Raw genomic sequence first — 15,797 nt, forward strand, 5'->3', positions numbered from 1 at the left:
ACGGCGGTTCCCGGCGTCATGCCCGCGCTCGTCGCGGGCATCCACGTCTTGAACCGTCGGGCAACGTTGGGGGGCGTGGATGGCCGGGACAAGCCCGGCCATGACGACATATAGCTGGCTCAGTGCTGTCATAGGCTGGATGTTTGTATGTAGGGTGGCAGGGATGATCGGCTCCCTGTGTCCTGCAGTGCCGGCACCCGCCACCACGCAAGCCCCGCACAAGCTTGCCCTTCTAATCTCGGCTCACCTATAGCGGATTGAGGCTGCGCTGTGCCGCGGCGCCCCTCAAAGGCATGATGCCGCTCCGCTATGCCGGTGCGAGCCCGGCATGTCCCTTTCAAACAATCCACATCTCAATGTGAAGGGACGAAAGCCATGTCCAGCTTGCTGACCAATGCCTCGGCGATGACTGCTCTGCAGACGCTGACGGCCACCAACAAGAATCTCTCGTCGGTCCAGAATCGCATCTCGACGGGCATGCGCGTGTCGACGGCGTCGGACAACGCCGCCTACTGGTCGATCGCCACCACCATGAAGTCCGACAACGCCGCCCTCTCGGCGGTGAAGGACGCCATCGGTCTCGGCGCCGCGACCATCGATACGATGTACACGGCGCTCGACACGACGAAGGAAATCGTCACCGAGATCAAGAAGAAGCTCGTCGCTGCCCGTGACGCCGGCGTCGACCGCGCCAAGGTGCAGACCGAGATCACCGACCTGCAGAACCAGCTCAAGGCCTCTGCCTCGTCGGCGGTGTTCAACGGCGAGAACTGGCTCGACGTCGACTCGAGCGCGACCGCCTACAACGCGACCCGCGCCGTCGTCGCCTCGTTCTCGCGGGCCGGCGGTGCCGTGACGATCGACAAGATCGACATCGACATTTCCAAGATGCACCTGTTCGATGCGAACGGTCAGGTCGGCCTCTACGACGAGGCGCTTGAGGATGATACCGGCACTGCCTACACGTTCACTGCCGTGACCCAGCGTACGGGCACTGCCGGCGCGAAGATTTCGGTCTTCACCTTCGACATCAGTGGCGTGACGAACGCTGCTGCGGACCTCACGGAGCTTGAGAACGTCACGAAGGGCGTCGATGCAGTCCTCAACCAGCTGACGGACTCGGCCTCCTACCTCGGCTCCATCAAGAAGCGCGTGGATATCCAGAACGACTTCGTCACTGCGCTGTCGGACGCCATCACGCGCGGTGTCGGCCAGCTGGTCGACGCCAACATGGAAGAGGAATCCACCAAGCTGCAGGCGCTGCAGGTGCAGCAGCAACTCGGCATCCAGGCCCTCTCCATCGCGAACTCCTCCATGCAGAACGTCCTGTCGCTCTTCCGCGGCTAATACTGACGCTTTGCCGAATGCGAAAGGCCGCGCCCGCCGGGCGCGGCCTTTTTCTTTGCAACCTCCGGACAAGGTTCGCGCGGGAGACTGCGGCACCACAACGCGACGTTGTGCGCCGAGGTATTGCGGCGGGATGCGCGGCATTGGTCTCTCGCCCAAAACCGCAGCGGTCCGCATCGCAAGGGCGACAAGAGCATTTTTGGCAGGAGCAAGAAGCAGTTCATGACCTCTCGTGCACAGGCCGAACAGCTCTGGGCCAACATCCGGGACCTGGGGACGCGGCGTCTGATCGCGCTCGGCTTCATCGGCCTTGCCGTCTTCCTCGTCGTCGGGCTCGGCGCCTATTACCTCAGCCGCCCGCAACAGGAGCCGCTCTACACCGGCCTGACACGCGAGGACGTGTCGCGCATGGGCGCCGTTCTCAAGGATGCCGGCATCCCGTTCGACGTGAGTGCCGACGGCACGTCGGTGCTGGTCAACTATGGCAACACGGCCCGCGCGCGCATGCTGCTCGCCGAGAAGGGCCTGCCGCAAAGCGCCAATTCCGGCTATGAGCTTTTCAATGATCTCGGTTCGCTCGGCCTCACCTCCTTCATGCAGGAGGTAACGCGCGTGCGCGCGCTTGAGGGGGAACTCGCACGCACCATCCAGACGATGAGCGGCATCAAGGCCGCGCGCGTGCACATCGTGCTGCCGGACCGCGGCTCCTTCCGGCGCGAGGAGCAGCCGGCCTCCGCCTCCGTCGTCATCCGTACGGAGACGGCCGACAGCGTCACGCCCGCGCGCGCCATCCGCCACCTCGTCGCAGCCGCCATTCCGGGCATGAGCATCGACAAGGTGACGGTGCTCAACACCGACGGCACGCTGGTGCTCGCCGGCGACGACGCAGCGAGCGCCGCAACCGGGCGGATGGCCAATCTCGAGCGCACCGTGAGCCTCGAGATCCAGGATAACATCCGCAAGACGCTCGTTCCCTATCTCGGCCTCAGCAATTTCGAGGTCAGCGTCGCCGCGCGTCTCAACACCGACCGCACGCGCACGAATGAGACGATCTACGACCCCGAGTCGCGGGTGGAGCGCTCGATCCGCACCATCCGCGAGACCGAGGTCTCGCAGAACAGCAACAACCAGAACCCGACGACCGTGCAGCAGAACCTGCCCAACGAGCAGGTGCAGGCCAACGGCGGCGAGGTGTCGAGCGAGGACAACCAGCGGCGCGAGGAAGTCACGAACTACGAGATCTCCAGCAAGACGGTGGAGACCGTGCGGGACGGCTACCGCGTCGAACGGCTGTCGATCGCAGTGCTCGTCAATCGCGAGCGCCTCGCGTCGCTGGCCGGCGAGGGCGCAACCGATGCGGCGATCGCGCAGCAGATCCGGGAGATCGAACAATTGGTCGCATCGGCGGCGGGAGCGATCACGGACCGCGGCGATCAGGTCAAGGTGTCCTCCGTCAGCTTCGTCGCCGATTCGCGCAATCTGGAGCCTGTCCCGCCGATCGGCATCGGCGAACTCCTGGTGCGCCAGTCCGGCAACTTCATCAATGCCGCGACCATCCTTGTCGTCGCCCTGCTCGTCATCTGGTTCGGTCTGAAGCCGGCCGTCGCCGCCATCCTCGCCCGTCCGCCAGCCGAGGAGACGCAAGTCGCTGCGGCGACCGGCGAGCCCGCCCTGCCACCCGGGACGGAGGTGCCGCAGATCGCCGGTCCGGCTGAAGGAGCCAATCTCATCGAGGAGCTCACCATACGCATGAACCAGTCGCCGCAGCGCCGGCTGGAGCAGATGGTCGAATTCAGTGAGGAACAGGCGGCGGCCATCCTCAAGCAATGGCTGTATCAGGAGGATGCCGCCTGATGCCGCGACCGCCGCTGGTCAGCTTTCTCATCGATTTCGACGCGGAGGAGCGCCGGCTGCCACAGCCGGCGCCCCGGCGCGCCGGGCCACCGCCCTTCGTGCAACCGCCGACACGTGATACCGAGATCATGATCGCCCAGGCGCTCGACAAGGGGCGCAACGAAGGCTGGGCCGCCGCCGAAGCTGCCTGGGAGGACAAGCTGCGCGTGGAGCGCGAGCAGTTTCAGGAGCAGTTGGCGGCGGCGCGGGCCGAATGGGCGCGTACGGAAGGCGAGGCCCTTGCCGGGGCGATGCACACTGCCTTCGATTCCATGCAGTCGCGCTTGTCGGCCGCGCTGGCGCGGACGCTGACGCCATTCCTGGAGCAGGCCCAGCGCCAGCGCTCGCTGGCGGCGCTTGCCGATGCCGTGCGCACCCTGGCAGAGACGACACGGCACGAGCTGATCGAGATCAGTGCGTCGGACGACCTCGCCGCCGCACTCGCCAGCCATCTGGGCGATCTGGCGGCCTCCGTGCGCTTTGTGCCCGGCGCCGGGCCGGACGTGCGTGTCGTCGCCGACGACACGGTCATCGAAACGCGGCTCGCCGGCTGGGCGGCCGAGCTCGCGGCAGCCGTTGGGCAGGACGCGTCATGAACGACAAGACCCCTTCCGAAATCATCCTCGTCCGGCGCCAACTGGATGAAGAGGAAGCCCACCACGGCGGCGTGTGGAAGATTGCCCATGCCGATTTCATGACGGCGATGATGGCGTTCTTCCTGGTCATGTGGCTGATCAACGTGACCGATCAGACGACCCGCAGCGAGGTCGCGAAATATTTCAACCCGCTCAAGCTCGCCGACAGTGTCACGGACCGCAAGGGTCTGCGCGACCCGACCGTGGGTCACCCGTCCGGAGAGCCGGACAACCAGGGCCAGCCGCTCAACGTACAGCCCGGTCAGGGGCCGGGGGCAAGCACCGACGACGGCCGCCAGCCCCGGGAGCAGGGACCGGGCGCCGGGGAAGGCGTTGCCAGCCGCAGTGCGCAGGCGCCCCAGGCCCGGTACAAGGACAGCGCCCTCTTCCAGGATCCTTACGCCATCCTGGCGCAACTCGCCTCCGAAACAGCCGCAACAAACGATCCGAAGCCGGTCCCGACGAGTGTTGACCTCGTCATGGGCGAGACGGCGGACATTGGCATCACCGGTGGCGAGGCCCACCGCGATCCGTTCGATCCGACCTACTGGCGCACGGTACCGCTTCGGCCTGCGCGCGAGGAAACCCCCGGCGAGCCGCGCACCGTGAACGAGGCGCCGAAGGGGGTCAAACCGGACGCATTGGCGCGCGATGCGGCGGGCGTCCCGGCCGCGACGAGCGAGAGCGCGGCCGGTGAAAAGGCTGCTGCGGTTGCCGAGACCGGCGACGAACTGGCGGCCCTTCGGCAGGAGTTGCAGGCGGCCTTCTCCGGCGAGGGGGCGGCCGTGCCCCATCTCCAGATCGAGAAGTCGGGCGAGGGCACGCTGATCAGCCTCACCGACGAGGCCAATTTCAGCATGTTCGCCATCGGCTCGGCCGAGCCGCAGCCGCAGGTGGTCCGCATCATGCAGCGCATCGCCGAGACGCTGTCGAAGCGTCCGGGCAAGGTCGTCGTGCGCGGGCATACCGATGGCCGCCCCTTCCGCTCGGCGGATTACGACAACTGGCGCCTGTCGACGGCGCGCGCGCACATGGCCGTCTACATGCTGGTGCGTGGCGGGTTGTCGGACAGCCGGGTCGAGCGGGTGGAGGGCCATGCGGACCGGCTGCTGAAGGTTCCCGATGATCCGAATGCGGCGGAGAACCGGCGCATCGAGATTCTCCTCAAGGAGGAGAGCCCGTGAGGGCGCTGGCCGCCGCCGTTCTTGCCGGCTTCATTGCGCTCGCAGGGGCCGCGCCGGCCGCTGGGGAGGAGATGGAGGCCCAGCCATACGAGCTGGTGCGGACGCTGCAGCGCATGCAGGATCAGATCGCGGCGGGCTCGACGGCGGCCCATACCGGCCAGCGTGCCCTGCTCAAGCTGATCGAGGAGCGTTTCATGGCGGCGCCGGCGACGGTATGGCAGGAGCCGCGGAACGCGCGGGCTGCCGTCGTCTACCTGCTCAGCGGTGGACAACCAAGTGTCATCCGCCACCTCCTCGGCTTCGAGCAGAGGCCCAATGTGGACGAACGGCTGCTTCTCGGTGCGCTTGCCTATGTCGAGGGACGGGAGGACGAGGCACGCAACCTGCTCCAGCCGGTGGCGCCACGCGGCCTGGCACCGGGTCTCGGCGGGCAGATCGCCCTTGTCAAGGCGGCCCTCATGGTGCGTGACAAGCCGTCCGAGGCCATGGAAATGCTGGCCGTTGCCCGCCTGCTGATGCCGGGAACCCTGGTGGAGGAGGCGGCCCTGCGCCGCGAAATCTTTGTTGCCAGCCAGCTCGGTGACCTCGATCGTTTCGAGATGCTGGCGGAGCGCTACATGCGCCGCTATCGGCATTCCGTCTATGCCGGCAATTTCCAGCAGCGTTTCGCCGCCGCTCTGACGCGTCTCGATTTCACGAAGGATCGGGACCGGTTCGGCCGCCTCGATGGCATGCTCTCGGGTCTCGACCCGGCCACCCGGCGCGATCTCTATCTGCTCGTCTCGCGCGCCTCAGTTTACGAAGGGCGCATCGAGGCGGCCATCCATACGGCCCGGCAGGCACTGGCCCTTTCTCGTCCGGGTGAGGAAACGGCTGAACGTGCACGCCTCTATCAGGCTGCAGCCAAGATCGTGACCGAAAACGGCTATGACGAAGCGCGCGCGGAGTTGCGCCGCATCGATCGCACGCGCCTGTCGGCGGCGGATCTCGAACTGCTCGACATTGCGCAAGGGCTCGCAAGGCATATTCGCCAATGGCCGGCTGCCCTGCCGGAAACGGGCGAGATCGACGAGCCGATCGCGCCGGAGCCGAAGCAGAAGGAGGAACCGAAGCCGAAGGCCGGACAGGTGCGCCCTGGCGCGAAGCCTGCGGCGACGGCTGGCGCTGAGGCACCCCGTCCGACGCCGGCCAACCGGCCCCCCTCCGCTCGGGCACCGCAACGCGCGGCATCGCCGCCCGCCGATCCCCAGCAGCCGCTGCAGGCGGGGACGCCGGCCGCCAGTCCGGCTCGGCCGACGCCCGTTGCAACATCCGTCGTACAGCAGCCGACGCCAACGATCACGCGGGCGCAGGAACTCATCGGAGCGGTGGATGCCCTGCTCGAAGGGGCGAAGGGAGACAAAGAATGACGATGCTCGATCCGTCCTTCCTGCGCATGCCGGCCCAGCGCGATGTGGCGGCCGACAGTGGCGCGAGGGGCGAGGCTTACGACAAGCAGGGGGGGGATGCCTTCAGGACCCTCCTCGAGAAGGTACAGGGCGCGGGAGCGCGCGGCGCCGCAGCCCAGGCGGAGGACCGGGCCGACGCCATGCCCGCACGATCGCTGCGGGCGCTGGTCGAGCGGCTCGGCGAAGCGGCAGGCGCGGGGGAAGAAGCCGGGCCCCTCGATCCTCGCTCCGCCGAGGGTGAGGGTGCTGAAGCGCTGCCGGACAACGCGGAAGGAAAGGCGGGCGGTGGTGTGGAGGGCGGCGTTCGCCACACGCGGACAAGCGGGGCCGAAGGGCTGAGCCTGCCGGTGTCGGACCGACCAGGGCCGAAACAGGCCGCCGCCGAGCCGGACGGCGCGGCATTGCAGGAGGCGGAGGTCGACAAGCGTCCTGCAGCCGCCCAGCGGCTGACCGATACGAAGCAGGGCTTCGGCGTCGACATTGCGCCGCAGCCGAAGGAGCGCCCCTTGCCGAAGATGACGGTGGCCGGGCGCGAGACGCATTTCGAGCCGGTCGGCATGGTGAAGCCGCAGACCGGAGAGGGCGAGCCGGTCGAGGAGGCGCTGCCGCGGGTGAAGGGACGCATCGAGAGCGCGCCGCCTGTCGCGCTGCGCGAAGGCCGGCGCCAGGCCATTCCGGCGGCCGAAACAGCTGCACTGCGTGCCCCGAAGGTCGCGGTACAGAACGCAGGAAACGGGCAGGGGGAGGGGCTGCCGGCCCCGACGCTGCAGCGGCTCGGCGAGCGGCTCGCCGGGGAAATGCGCAGCCTGGCGTCCGGCAATGCGCAATCCGGCGCGGCGACGATGGCCGCGCATCAGGCGCAGACGGGACAGCACGCAGGTGGGCCGGTCCGGATCCTGCATATCCAGCTGCATCCGGCCGATCTCGGCAGCGTGAGCGTGCGTCTGCGGCTCGTCGGCGATGGCATCGAGGTGCACATGCGCGCCAGCGATGCGCGCACCGTGCAGATGCTGCAGAACGACAGCGAGGCGCTCACCGGCGTTCTGCGCGCGGCCGGATACCGGCCCGAAGTGGTAACGCTCCAGATAAGCTCGGCCGATGCCGGTTCCGGCCAGTTGCAGCAGGGCGGCGGTCAGCAGACTGCTGGCCAGCAGGCGTTCCAGGGCGAGACTTGGGGGGGCGGCCGTGGCGCCTCGTCGTCGCGGGGCGAGGAACAGGCCCAGGGATCCCGGCGTGAGGGAGGGGGCGATGGCCATGCGGGCCGGGTTTCTGATCGCGATAGCAGCAGCGGCATCTATCTCTAACGCGGGCGCTTCCGCCAGTGGCGGCTCCGTCTGCGAGGGCGAGATCACCCGGGCCGCCGCCAAGTACGGCGTACCAGTCGGTGTACTCTATGCCGTCGGCCTGACGGAGACGGGCCGGCGCGGCTCCATGCAGCCCTATGCCATGAACATCCACGGCACGGCCTATTTTGCGCCAGATGCACAGGCGGCCGTGCGCCGCTTCCACGAGGCGCGTCGCGACGGCATCAAGCTGATCGACCTTGGCTGCATGCAGATCAACCACCACTACCACAGCGACCGCTTTCCCTCGCTCGAGAGCATGCTCGATCCGCGCCGCAACGTCGAATATGCCGCCCGCTTTCTCAAGGAGTTGAAGGAGCGCGAGGGAACCTGGACGATGGCCGTGGCGCGCTATCACGCGGGGCCGAACAATGATGCAGCGCAGAAGCGCTACGTCTGCCGTGTCATTGCCAACCTCGTCGCTGTCGGTTTCGGCGCCTGGACGCCCAACGCGCGCAGTTTCTGCGGCTGAGCCACGGGGAAAGGTCCCGGACAGCTTCGTGCAAGGTTAACAACCTATAAACGCCTCGGCATTCGACAGCAGGAGGCGTTCTGTTGGACCCCGTCTATCTCTTCAAGGTCGCGGCCCGCCAGGCCGACTGGCTTTCGGTCCGGCAGTCGACGGTCTCGGGCAACATCTCCAACGTCAATACGCCGGGCTACAAGGCGCGGGACGTCCTGCCCTTCGAGGAGGTCATGGACAAGACGCGCCTGACGCTCGCCGCCACCAACGCGCGGCATATCAGCATCGACGAGGCGGGCGCCAGGACGACGAAGGTCGGCAAGGGCGACAGCTGGGAGATCGTCCATTCGGGCAACAGCGTCAGCGTCGAGCAGGAAATGCTCAAGGCCTCCGAGATCAACCGCGACTACTCGTTGAATACGAATATCGTGCGGTCTTTCCACCGCATGTACCTGATGAGCGTGAAGGGATCCTGATGATCGACCCGCTACAGGCTTCCGCCCGTCTTTCCGCTGCGGGGCTCGAGGCCCAGTCGGTGCGTCTGCGCATCGTCTCCGAGAACATCGCCAACGCCCAGTCGACCGGCTCGACCGCCGGGGCCGAGCCGTATACGCGAAAGACCGTCACCTTCAAGGGTGAACTCGACCGCGCTCTCGGTGCCGCGACCGTCAAGGTCGACCGCATCGGCAAGGACAAGGCGCCCTTCCGTGTCGAATACGAGCCGGGCAACCCTGCTGCCGATGCGGATGGCTACGTCAAATATCCCAACGTCAACATGCTGATCGAAATGGCCGACATGCGCGAGGCCAATCGCTCGTACGAGGCGAACCTGCAGATGATCAAGCAGGCGCGCTCGATGATCTCCATGACGATCGACCTGCTGAGAAGCTCCTCATGATTGACCAGATCTCGTCCCTGACGTCGAACCTCGGCGGCTTGCAGTCGATCTCCCAGGCACGGCTCTCGGCGATGCAGGCGGTGAACGCCGCCGCCACCGTGCGCCAGACCACGAATTTCAGCGAAATTCTGGCGCAAGTCGCGGGCCAGGCGGTGGAGACCATGCGCACCGGGGAGGCAACGGCTCTCTCCGGCATCCAGGGGCAGGCCTCAGTCCAGCAGGTCGTGCAGGCCGTGATGTCGGCCGAACAGACGCTGCAGACGGCCATCGCGATCCGCGACAAGGTCGTTTCGGCGTACCAGGAAATCAGCCGGATGGCGATCTGAGGAGGATCCGATGAGAGCACTCGCCATCGCGGCGACGGGCATGAACGCCCAGCAGACCAATGTTGAGGTCATCGCCAACAACATCGCCAACATCAACACCACGGCCTACAAGCGGGCGCGTGCCGAGTTCGCTGACCTGCTCTATCAAGTTGAGCGGATGCAGGGCATTCCGAACGTCGCCGATACGGCGCCGATCCCGGAAGGGGCAACGCTCGGCCTCGGCGTGCGGGCGGCGGCCATCCGCTACGTGCACCGGCAGGGGCCGCTGACCCAGACGACGAACGAGCTCGATCTTGCCATCAACGGCCGCGGCTGGTTCCAGGTCACGGGGCCGGATGGCGAGCTCCTCTATACGCGCGCGGGCTCCTTCAACAAGAATGCCGACAGACAGCTCGTGACCATCGAGGGCTATCTCGTCCAGCCGAACATCGTGGTGCCGGAAAACACCATCGAGATCTCGGTCAATGCCACCGGCCAGGTCTTCGCAAAGGTGGCGGGCGAGGCAGCGCCGCAGGAACTCGGCCAGCTCGTCATGGCGAATTTCGCCAATGATGCCGGACTCGAACCTCTCGGCGACAACCTCTACCGCGAGACGACCGCTTCTGGAGAGGCCGTCCTCGGCGTGGCCGGCGACCCTGGCTACGGCAAGATCCTGCAAGGCTATCTAGAATCCTCGAACGTGGATCCGGTCAAGGAGATCACAGAACTCATCAGCGCCCAGCGCGCCTACGAGATGAACTCGAAGGTCATCCAGGCTGCGGACGAGATGGCGGCCACCGTCTCCAAGGGCATCCGTTGATCGGACTGGTGATCGCCATGGCAACCGGCACAGCATCGCGCATGTCCGGCATGATCCGGCCCCTGGCCGGCCTCATTGCCATGTTGGCGGCGCTCACGCCGACGCTTGTGCGCGCTGACATGCTGCCGGTCCCGGCGATGACCATCCGGCCCGGCGATGTCATCACGGAGAGCATGCTGACCGAACGAGCCTTCCCGCCCGGCTACACGGCCCGCTTCGCCAGCGTCGTGGACGCTGGGCAGGTGATCGGCAAGAGCGCGCGGCGCATGCTGCTTCCGGGCAACCCGATCCCCTACAACGCGGTGAGCGAGCCCGAAATCGTGAAGCGCGGCGTTGCCGCACGGCTCGTCTTCGAGGCGGACGGGCTCATCATCACGGCGCTCGCGACGCCCCTGCAGTCGGCGGGCGCGGGAGAGCATATCCGCGTGCGCAATGTTGACAGTGGGCTCATCGTCTCGGGCGTCGTGCAGCCGGATGGATCGATCCGGGTGGGCGTCCCATGATGCGGCCCATGTTTGCCATCGCCACCTGCGTCATCGGCGCATTATTGCTCGGCGGGCCCGCGGCGGCTGCAACGCGCATCAAGGATATTGCCAGCATCCAGGGCGTGCGCGACAACCAGCTCATCGGCTACGGCCTCGTCACCGGCCTGTCCGGGACAGGCGACACGCTGCGCAACTCGCCCTTCACCGAGCAGTCGCTACAGTCGATGCTCGACTACATGGGCGTGAACGTGCGTGGCAGCAACCTGCGCACGCGCAATGTCGCCGCGGTGATGGTGACGGCCAACATCCCGGCCTTCGCCGGTGTCGGCTCGCGTATCGACGTCACCGTGTCCTCCATGGGCGACGCGACATCGCTGCGGGGTGGGACGCTGCTCGTGACGCCGCTGACGGGCGGCGACGCCCAGGTCTATGCCGTGGCGCAGGGGCCGATCGCCGTGTCCGGCTTCTCGGCTCAGGGCGAGGCGGAGACGTTGACCCAAGGCGTACCGACGGCCGGCCGCATCCCGAACGGCGCGCTCGTCGAGCGCACGGTGCCCGGCGGGCTGCGCGACATCGGGCGGCTCGTCCTGCAACTGCACAACCCGGACTTCAGGACGGCGGCAAGCATCGCTGATGCCATCAACGCCTATTCCATGCGCCGCTTTGGCCGGCGCGTCGCAGGGGAGCGCGATTTCCGCAGTGTGGTCCTGGAGCGGCCAGCGAACGTCAATCCGGCCCGTTTCATCGCTGAGATAGGCGAACTGAGGGTGGCGCCGGACACACCGGCGCGCGTGGTTATCGACCAGCGCACCGGTACTGTCGTCATCGGCGCCGACGTGCAGATATCGACCGTTGCCGTGACCCACGGCAACCTGACGGTCCGGGTCACGGAAACGCCGATGGTCTCGCAGCCAGAGCCGTTCTCGGAGGGTCAGACCGTCGTCGTGCCGCGCACGGAGGTGCAGGCGCGCGAGCAGACGGGCCGCGTCGGCATCATCGAGGGCTCCAACCTGCAGACGCTCGTGCGCGGTCTCAACCAGGTCGGCCTGAAGCCGAGCGACATCATCTCCATCCTGCAGGCCATCAAGACGTCCGGCGCCCTGCAGGCCGACCTCGTCGTGCAGTGAGACCCTCGTGAAGTGCGGCGGAAGGACAGGCGGACAGTGGATGCGGGAAGACACGCTCGACCCGCGCGACGGGAGGAAAGGTCGCTGATCATGCGCATGTTTGCCACGATCACCGTTGCGGGTGCGATTGCCGGGCTCGGCTACGGGGCCGCGGCCCAGGATGCGGTGCAGACGGCGCGCGCCCAGGCGGAGGCGGCCCGCACCAATCCCTATTGCGCCAATGTGGCCGACGCAGCGGCAGACGCGCGCTTCGCCTGGCAGATGCAGACACTCTCCTCGCTCGAGAAGGACATCGAGCAGCGCATCGTTCAGCTGGAGAAGAAGCGGGCCGAATACGAGGAGTGGCTGCGCCGGCGCAACGAGTTCCTGAAACAGGCGGACGAGGGGCTCGTCGCCATCTTCAGTCGCATGCGGCCCGATGCCGCGGCCCAGCAACTCGCCAGTCTCAAGGACGAGAAGGCCGCCGCCATCATCGCCAGGCTCAACCCGCGCATCTCCAGCGCCATCCTGAACGAGATGGAGCCGGGGCGCGCCGCCCAGCTCACGGGCACGCTCATCGACAGTGCCCCGCGTGAGCGAGCGGCGGAGAAATCGTGATGAAGACGACCCTTTGCGGCACTTTCGCCGTTCTCCTCGCGCTGTTCTCCGGCGGCTGCGCCGTCAAGGTGGACGAGATCGGGCGCGAGCCCAACATGACGCCGGTAGGCTACGGCCTCAATGTGCAGCGTGAGCCGCTGCCCACGACCGCCTATGCCGCCTACAAGCGGCCGGGCAGCTATCATTCGCTGTGGTCTGATCGCACGCGCGACCTTTTTGCCGATCCGCGCGCGCGTCAGGTCGGCGATGTCATCACCGTCACCATCCTGATGGACGACAAGGCGCAGTTCGACAACGAGAGCGATCGCTCGCGCAATTCGAACGTCAACTTTGGCCTCGACCTCGGTTACGGCAACAGCACCACGAGCGACTCGATCTTCGGCAACCTCGCCATCAATTCGCGCTCGAACACCAAGGGCAAGGGGCAGATCGACCGTTCCGAGAAGCTGCGGCTCACGGTGGCTGCCGTCGTGACGGAGGTACTGCCGAACGGCAACCTCCTCATCAGCGGCTCACAGGAGGTTCGTGTCAACTACGAACTGCGCGTCCTCAACATCGCCGGCATCGTGCGGCCGTCCGACATCTCGCGCCACAACACCATCGCCTACGACAAGATCGCCGAGGCGCGGGTTTCCTACGGCGGGCGTGGGCGCAGCATGGAGGTGCAGCAGCCGGCGCTGGGACAGCAGATCTACGATCTCATCGTGCCGTTCTGACGCGGCGGGCAGGCGAGAGGCAGGCACATGGCGCGGGCGCCGTTATTGAAGAAGCGGAAGAAGGAGGCAGGCGGCGGCGAGCGCTGGCTACCTGCGCTTGTCATGCTGACGCTGATCGCGCTCGGTGTCGGCAGCTTGTCGGGCATTCACCTCGCCAATACCGTCAAGCGCCTCGCCAACGCGGAGAAGGAGGCGGCGCAGGGTACACCGCGTCCGCTCAAATATTCCGGCAACACCGTCATCAAAACGCTCGAGCCGGTGGTGGCGAACCTCTCCGAGCCGGCCGACGTGTGGGTGCGCCTCGAGACCTCGATCATCTTCGACAACGGCACCATCGAGAATCCGGACGTCATGGGCGGCGAGATCCGCCAGGACATGATGGCTTATGTGAAGACGTTGACGCTGGCCCAGATCGAGGGGCCGAGCGGTCTGCAGCACCTGCGCGAGGATCTCAACGAGCGGGCCCGCGTGCGCGCCGACGGTCGCGTGCGCGAGCTGCTGATCGAGACGCTGATCGTGCAGTGAAGGGTGACCGGTCATGAAGTTGCGTAGCCGACCGTTCCTCGCTGCAGGGCTCGCCCTGCCTGTCGTCGCCCTGATGGCGGGCGCCGCCTTCGCCCAGGCCAACAACCAGCTGCCGGACCTCGGCCAGCTCCTGCCGGGCGGCGAGGGCGCGATGACGGGCCGCATCGTGCAGATGATCGTGCTGCTTACGGTGCTGTCGCTGGCGCCGGGGCTGCTCATCATGGTGACGAGCTTCACCCGCTTCGTCATCGCGCTGTCGTTCCTGCGCTCGGGCCTCGGGCTCCAGAGCACGCCGGCGAACATCGTGATGATCTCGCTCGCGCTGTTCATGACCTTCTACGTCATGGCGCCGACCTTCGACAAAGCCTGGGAAGAAGGCCTCAAGCCGCTGACGGAGAACCGGATCTCGCACGAGGAGGCGTACCAGAAGGTCACGACGCCGTTCCGCGAGTTCATGCTGCGCCATGTGCGCGAGAAGGACCTGCAGCTCTTCGACGACCTCTCCGCCGGTTCCTTCGCGCCGCGCGCCGAAGGCGAGGCGATCGACCTGCGCATCATCATTCCGGCCTTCATGATCTCGGAGCTGCGCCGCGGCTTCGAGATGGGCTTTCTCATCCTCCTGCCCTTTCTCGTCATCGACATGATCGTGGCGACACTCGTCATGTCCATGGGCATGATGATGATGCCGCCAACGGTGATCGCCTTGCCGTTCAAGGTGCTGTTCTTCATCCTCATCGACGGCTGGAACATGCTTGTCGGCGGACTGGTGCGATCGTTCTTCTGAGGACTCGTCGCTCGCCGATAGTTGATCGGCCGGTCGTTGACCGGACGTAGCGCCCTCCCTACCGTTTGCGTCCGCTTGCATCCGCCGCAAGGGAGCGCACCATGGGCTCGCAGCGCACTGCAGGACAATTCGCGCGCGTAATCGTGGCGCGCCTCTTCGTCGCATCGATGTTCGTGCTGCCGGTGCTGGCCGGCGCCGCGGCCCATCACGGCTGGTCATGGGCGGATGCAGACCAGATCGAGCTCAAGGGCACGATTCGCGACATCTATATCGGTCCCCCGCATCCGACCCTCGACATCGAGACCGCCTCCGATGGCGTATGGCGCGTCGAGCTCGGCAATCCGCGCCAGACGGAGCGGGCGGGCTTCGTCGAAAGCTCGGCCAAGGTCGGCGATGAGATCGTCGCCATCGGCAACCGCTCGCAGGATGCGGGCGAGAAACGGATGAAGGCCGTGCGCATCACTGTTGGCGGCAAGACCTACGACATTTATCCTGAACGCATCAGGACCAATTGAGCGGGTTCTTCAGCGAGGCGCTCCAGGCACTCGCCGCCTGGCCGGGCGCGGCGCTGCTGCGGCGCTCGAGCCTTGCCTATCTCCTTCTCAACGCGGCGCATATTGCCTCGATTGGACTCATCGTCGGCGCCATCGTGCCGCTCGATCTGCGGCTCGTCGGCCTCTTCCGGCGCCATCCGCTCCCGGTGCTGGCGTCCTTCCTGACGCGCATCGCGGCGGTGGGCATCGTGCTCACCGTTCTGACAGGCGTGCTCCTGTTCTCGGTGCGCCCGGCCGAATATGTCGCGAACCCGGCCTTCCTCACGAAGCTCGGCCTCGTCGCCATCGGTGTCGCCAACGCGCTCCTGCTGCGCCGCCGGAATTCCTGGCAGGCGGCCACCGCGGGCGGGCCGGTTCATCCCGGCGTGCGGGCTGCGGCGGCGTTGTCGCTCGTCACCTGGATGGGTGCCATCGTCGCAGGGCGGTGGATCGGGTTTCTGTGAAGTGAGGGGAGTGAATGGTGGTGGAAATACCCGCGGCAGATAAGGCGTACTGCCCACGAATCTGGGAGGTCTCCTGAACCCCATGCAGAACCAAGTTGGATTTTAGGCCGTAGACTCATAACCGCGTAGCCAGATGCGGATGGACGCGAGCTTCACGGCGGCGAGGAAGTTTTCCGCCGTCTTGTCGAAGCGGGTGGCGATACGGCGGAAGTGTTTGATCTTGTTGAAGA

The 15,797-nt window shown here is 66.6% G+C and carries 19 protein-coding genes and 1 pseudogene; 19 read left to right on the forward strand and 1 reads right to left on the reverse strand.

Annotated features, from left to right (window positions below; all coding sequences use genetic code 11):
- The first annotated feature begins 375 nt into the window (after positions 1-375).
- The 19 genes from P2T65_RS16615 to P2T65_RS16705 all read left to right on the forward strand — a co-directional run bounded on the left by P2T65_RS16615 (position 376) and on the right by P2T65_RS16705 (position 15,567).
- The gene (locus P2T65_RS16615) at positions 376-1,347 is read left to right on the forward strand and encodes a flagellin (protein WP_071924202.1); all 972 of its coding nucleotides are present in this window, start codon (positions 376-378) and stop codon (positions 1,345-1,347) included.
- 222 nt (positions 1,348-1,569) lie between these two features.
- Entirely contained in the window at positions 1,570-3,201 is a 1,632-nt protein-coding gene (gene fliF, locus P2T65_RS16620; protein ID WP_063187202.1) for a flagellar basal-body MS-ring/collar protein FliF, read from the forward strand.
- Positions 3,201-3,836 (forward strand): hypothetical protein, encoded by a 636-nt coding sequence (locus P2T65_RS16625; RefSeq protein ID WP_276200233.1) that lies wholly within the window; start codon positions 3,201-3,203, stop codon positions 3,834-3,836. The genes fliF and P2T65_RS16625 overlap by 1 nt, the downstream gene beginning before the upstream one ends.
- On the forward strand, positions 3,833-5,059 hold the full coding sequence (locus P2T65_RS16630; RefSeq protein WP_055457859.1) for a flagellar motor protein MotB: 1,227 nt from the start codon (positions 3,833-3,835) through the stop codon (positions 5,057-5,059). The genes P2T65_RS16625 and P2T65_RS16630 overlap by 4 nt, the downstream gene beginning before the upstream one ends.
- The gene (locus P2T65_RS16635) at positions 5,056-6,468 is read left to right on the forward strand and encodes a hypothetical protein (RefSeq protein ID WP_055457858.1); all 1,413 of its coding nucleotides are present in this window, start codon (positions 5,056-5,058) and stop codon (positions 6,466-6,468) included. The genes P2T65_RS16630 and P2T65_RS16635 overlap by 4 nt, the downstream gene beginning before the upstream one ends.
- The gene (locus P2T65_RS16640) at positions 6,465-7,811 is read left to right on the forward strand and encodes a flagellar hook-length control protein FliK (RefSeq protein ID WP_063187163.1); all 1,347 of its coding nucleotides are present in this window, start codon (positions 6,465-6,467) and stop codon (positions 7,809-7,811) included. The genes P2T65_RS16635 and P2T65_RS16640 overlap by 4 nt, the downstream gene beginning before the upstream one ends.
- A complete protein-coding gene (locus tag P2T65_RS16645) occupies positions 7,762-8,322 on the forward strand; it encodes a transglycosylase SLT domain-containing protein (RefSeq protein WP_055457950.1) in 561 nt (186 codons plus the stop codon). Before P2T65_RS16640 ends, P2T65_RS16645 begins: the two co-directional genes overlap by 50 nt.
- Positions 8,323-8,405: 83 nt before the next feature.
- Entirely contained in the window at positions 8,406-8,789 is a 384-nt protein-coding gene (gene flgB, locus P2T65_RS16650; RefSeq protein WP_055457856.1) for a flagellar basal body rod protein FlgB, read from the forward strand.
- Positions 8,789-9,211, forward strand: coding sequence for a flagellar basal body rod protein FlgC (gene flgC / locus P2T65_RS16655; protein ID WP_055457855.1), 423 nt, complete (start codon positions 8,789-8,791; stop codon positions 9,209-9,211). Before flgB ends, flgC begins: the two co-directional genes overlap by 1 nt.
- Entirely contained in the window at positions 9,208-9,537 is a 330-nt protein-coding gene (locus P2T65_RS16660; RefSeq protein ID WP_055457854.1) for a flagellar hook-basal body complex protein FliE, read from the forward strand. The genes flgC and P2T65_RS16660 overlap by 4 nt, the downstream gene beginning before the upstream one ends.
- Before the next feature lie 10 nt (positions 9,538-9,547).
- Entirely contained in the window at positions 9,548-10,336 is a 789-nt protein-coding gene (gene flgG / locus P2T65_RS16665) for a flagellar basal-body rod protein FlgG (RefSeq protein ID WP_055457853.1), read from the forward strand.
- Positions 10,337-10,353: 17 nt separating this feature from the next.
- On the forward strand, positions 10,354-10,839 hold the full coding sequence (flgA, locus tag P2T65_RS16670) for a flagellar basal body P-ring formation chaperone FlgA (protein WP_245282592.1): 486 nt from the start codon (positions 10,354-10,356) through the stop codon (positions 10,837-10,839).
- A gap of 8 nt (positions 10,840-10,847) precedes the next feature.
- Entirely contained in the window at positions 10,848-11,948 is a 1,101-nt protein-coding gene (gene flgI, locus P2T65_RS16675) for a flagellar basal body P-ring protein FlgI (protein WP_245280461.1), read from the forward strand.
- Between the two features lie 90 nt (positions 11,949-12,038).
- Positions 12,039-12,545: a MotE family protein gene (locus P2T65_RS16680; protein ID WP_055457851.1), complete on the forward strand. Its 507-nt coding sequence runs from the start codon at positions 12,039-12,041 to the stop codon at positions 12,543-12,545.
- Positions 12,545-13,261, forward strand: a complete 717-nt coding sequence (gene flgH, locus P2T65_RS16685; protein WP_055457850.1) for a flagellar basal body L-ring protein FlgH — start codon at positions 12,545-12,547, stop codon at positions 13,259-13,261. Before P2T65_RS16680 ends, flgH begins: the two co-directional genes overlap by 1 nt.
- Positions 13,262-13,288: 27 nt before the next feature.
- Positions 13,289-13,786 carry a flagellar basal body-associated FliL family protein gene (locus P2T65_RS16690; protein WP_072249414.1) on the forward strand — a complete coding sequence of 166 codons (498 nt, stop codon included), beginning with the start codon at positions 13,289-13,291 and terminating at the stop codon, positions 13,784-13,786.
- 73 nt (positions 13,787-13,859) lie between these two features.
- A complete protein-coding gene (gene fliP, locus P2T65_RS16695) occupies positions 13,860-14,570 on the forward strand; it encodes a flagellar type III secretion system pore protein FliP (RefSeq protein ID WP_276200240.1) in 711 nt (236 codons plus the stop codon).
- A 101-nt stretch (positions 14,571-14,671) separates the two neighbouring features.
- The gene (locus P2T65_RS16700; protein WP_245316233.1) at positions 14,672-15,085 is read left to right on the forward strand and encodes a DUF6152 family protein; all 414 of its coding nucleotides are present in this window, start codon (positions 14,672-14,674) and stop codon (positions 15,083-15,085) included.
- On the forward strand, positions 15,082-15,567 hold the full coding sequence (locus tag P2T65_RS16705; RefSeq protein WP_276200234.1) for a DUF2214 domain-containing protein: 486 nt from the start codon (positions 15,082-15,084) through the stop codon (positions 15,565-15,567). The genes P2T65_RS16700 and P2T65_RS16705 overlap by 4 nt, the downstream gene beginning before the upstream one ends.
- 102 nt (positions 15,568-15,669) lie before the next feature.
- On the opposite strand, the pseudogene P2T65_RS16710 reads toward P2T65_RS16705, so the two are convergent.
- Positions 15,670-15,797: pseudogene (locus P2T65_RS16710) on the reverse strand (IS5/IS1182 family transposase); the annotation flags it as partial.

This window comes from Chelatococcus sp. XZ-Ab1 (assembly GCF_029309855.1).
Taxonomy (GTDB): Bacteria; Pseudomonadota; Alphaproteobacteria; order Rhizobiales; family Beijerinckiaceae; genus Chelatococcus_A; species Chelatococcus_A sambhunathii.

Bases quoted from the DNA above. Each gene is read 5' to 3' on its own strand.
- P2T65_RS16615 (WP_071924202.1), top strand. From the start codon at position 376: ATGTCCAGCTTGCTGACCAATGCCTCGGCGATGACTGCTCTGCAGACG.
- fliF (WP_063187202.1), top strand. From the start codon at position 1,570: ATGACCTCTCGTGCACAGGCCGAACAGCTCTGGGCCAACATCCGGGAC.
- P2T65_RS16625 (WP_276200233.1), top strand. From the start codon at position 3,201: ATGCCGCGACCGCCGCTGGTCAGCTTTCTCATCGATTTCGACGCGGAG.
- P2T65_RS16630 (WP_055457859.1), top strand. From the start codon at position 3,833: ATGAACGACAAGACCCCTTCCGAAATCATCCTCGTCCGGCGCCAACTG.
- P2T65_RS16640 (WP_063187163.1), top strand. From the start codon at position 6,465: ATGACGATGCTCGATCCGTCCTTCCTGCGCATGCCGGCCCAGCGCGAT.
- P2T65_RS16645 (WP_055457950.1), top strand. From the start codon at position 7,762: ATGCGGGCCGGGTTTCTGATCGCGATAGCAGCAGCGGCATCTATCTCT.
- flgC (WP_055457855.1), top strand. From the start codon at position 8,789: ATGATCGACCCGCTACAGGCTTCCGCCCGTCTTTCCGCTGCGGGGCTC.
- P2T65_RS16660 (WP_055457854.1), top strand. From the start codon at position 9,208: ATGATTGACCAGATCTCGTCCCTGACGTCGAACCTCGGCGGCTTGCAG.
- flgG (WP_055457853.1), top strand. From the start codon at position 9,548: ATGAGAGCACTCGCCATCGCGGCGACGGGCATGAACGCCCAGCAGACC.
- flgA (WP_245282592.1), top strand. From the start codon at position 10,354: ATGGCAACCGGCACAGCATCGCGCATGTCCGGCATGATCCGGCCCCTG.
- flgI (WP_245280461.1), top strand. From the start codon at position 10,848: ATGTTTGCCATCGCCACCTGCGTCATCGGCGCATTATTGCTCGGCGGG.
- P2T65_RS16680 (WP_055457851.1), top strand. From the start codon at position 12,039: ATGCGCATGTTTGCCACGATCACCGTTGCGGGTGCGATTGCCGGGCTC.
- flgH (WP_055457850.1), top strand. From the start codon at position 12,545: ATGAAGACGACCCTTTGCGGCACTTTCGCCGTTCTCCTCGCGCTGTTC.
- P2T65_RS16690 (WP_072249414.1), top strand. From the start codon at position 13,289: ATGGCGCGGGCGCCGTTATTGAAGAAGCGGAAGAAGGAGGCAGGCGGC.
- fliP (WP_276200240.1), top strand. From the start codon at position 13,860: ATGGCGGGCGCCGCCTTCGCCCAGGCCAACAACCAGCTGCCGGACCTC.
- P2T65_RS16700 (WP_245316233.1), top strand. From the start codon at position 14,672: ATGGGCTCGCAGCGCACTGCAGGACAATTCGCGCGCGTAATCGTGGCG.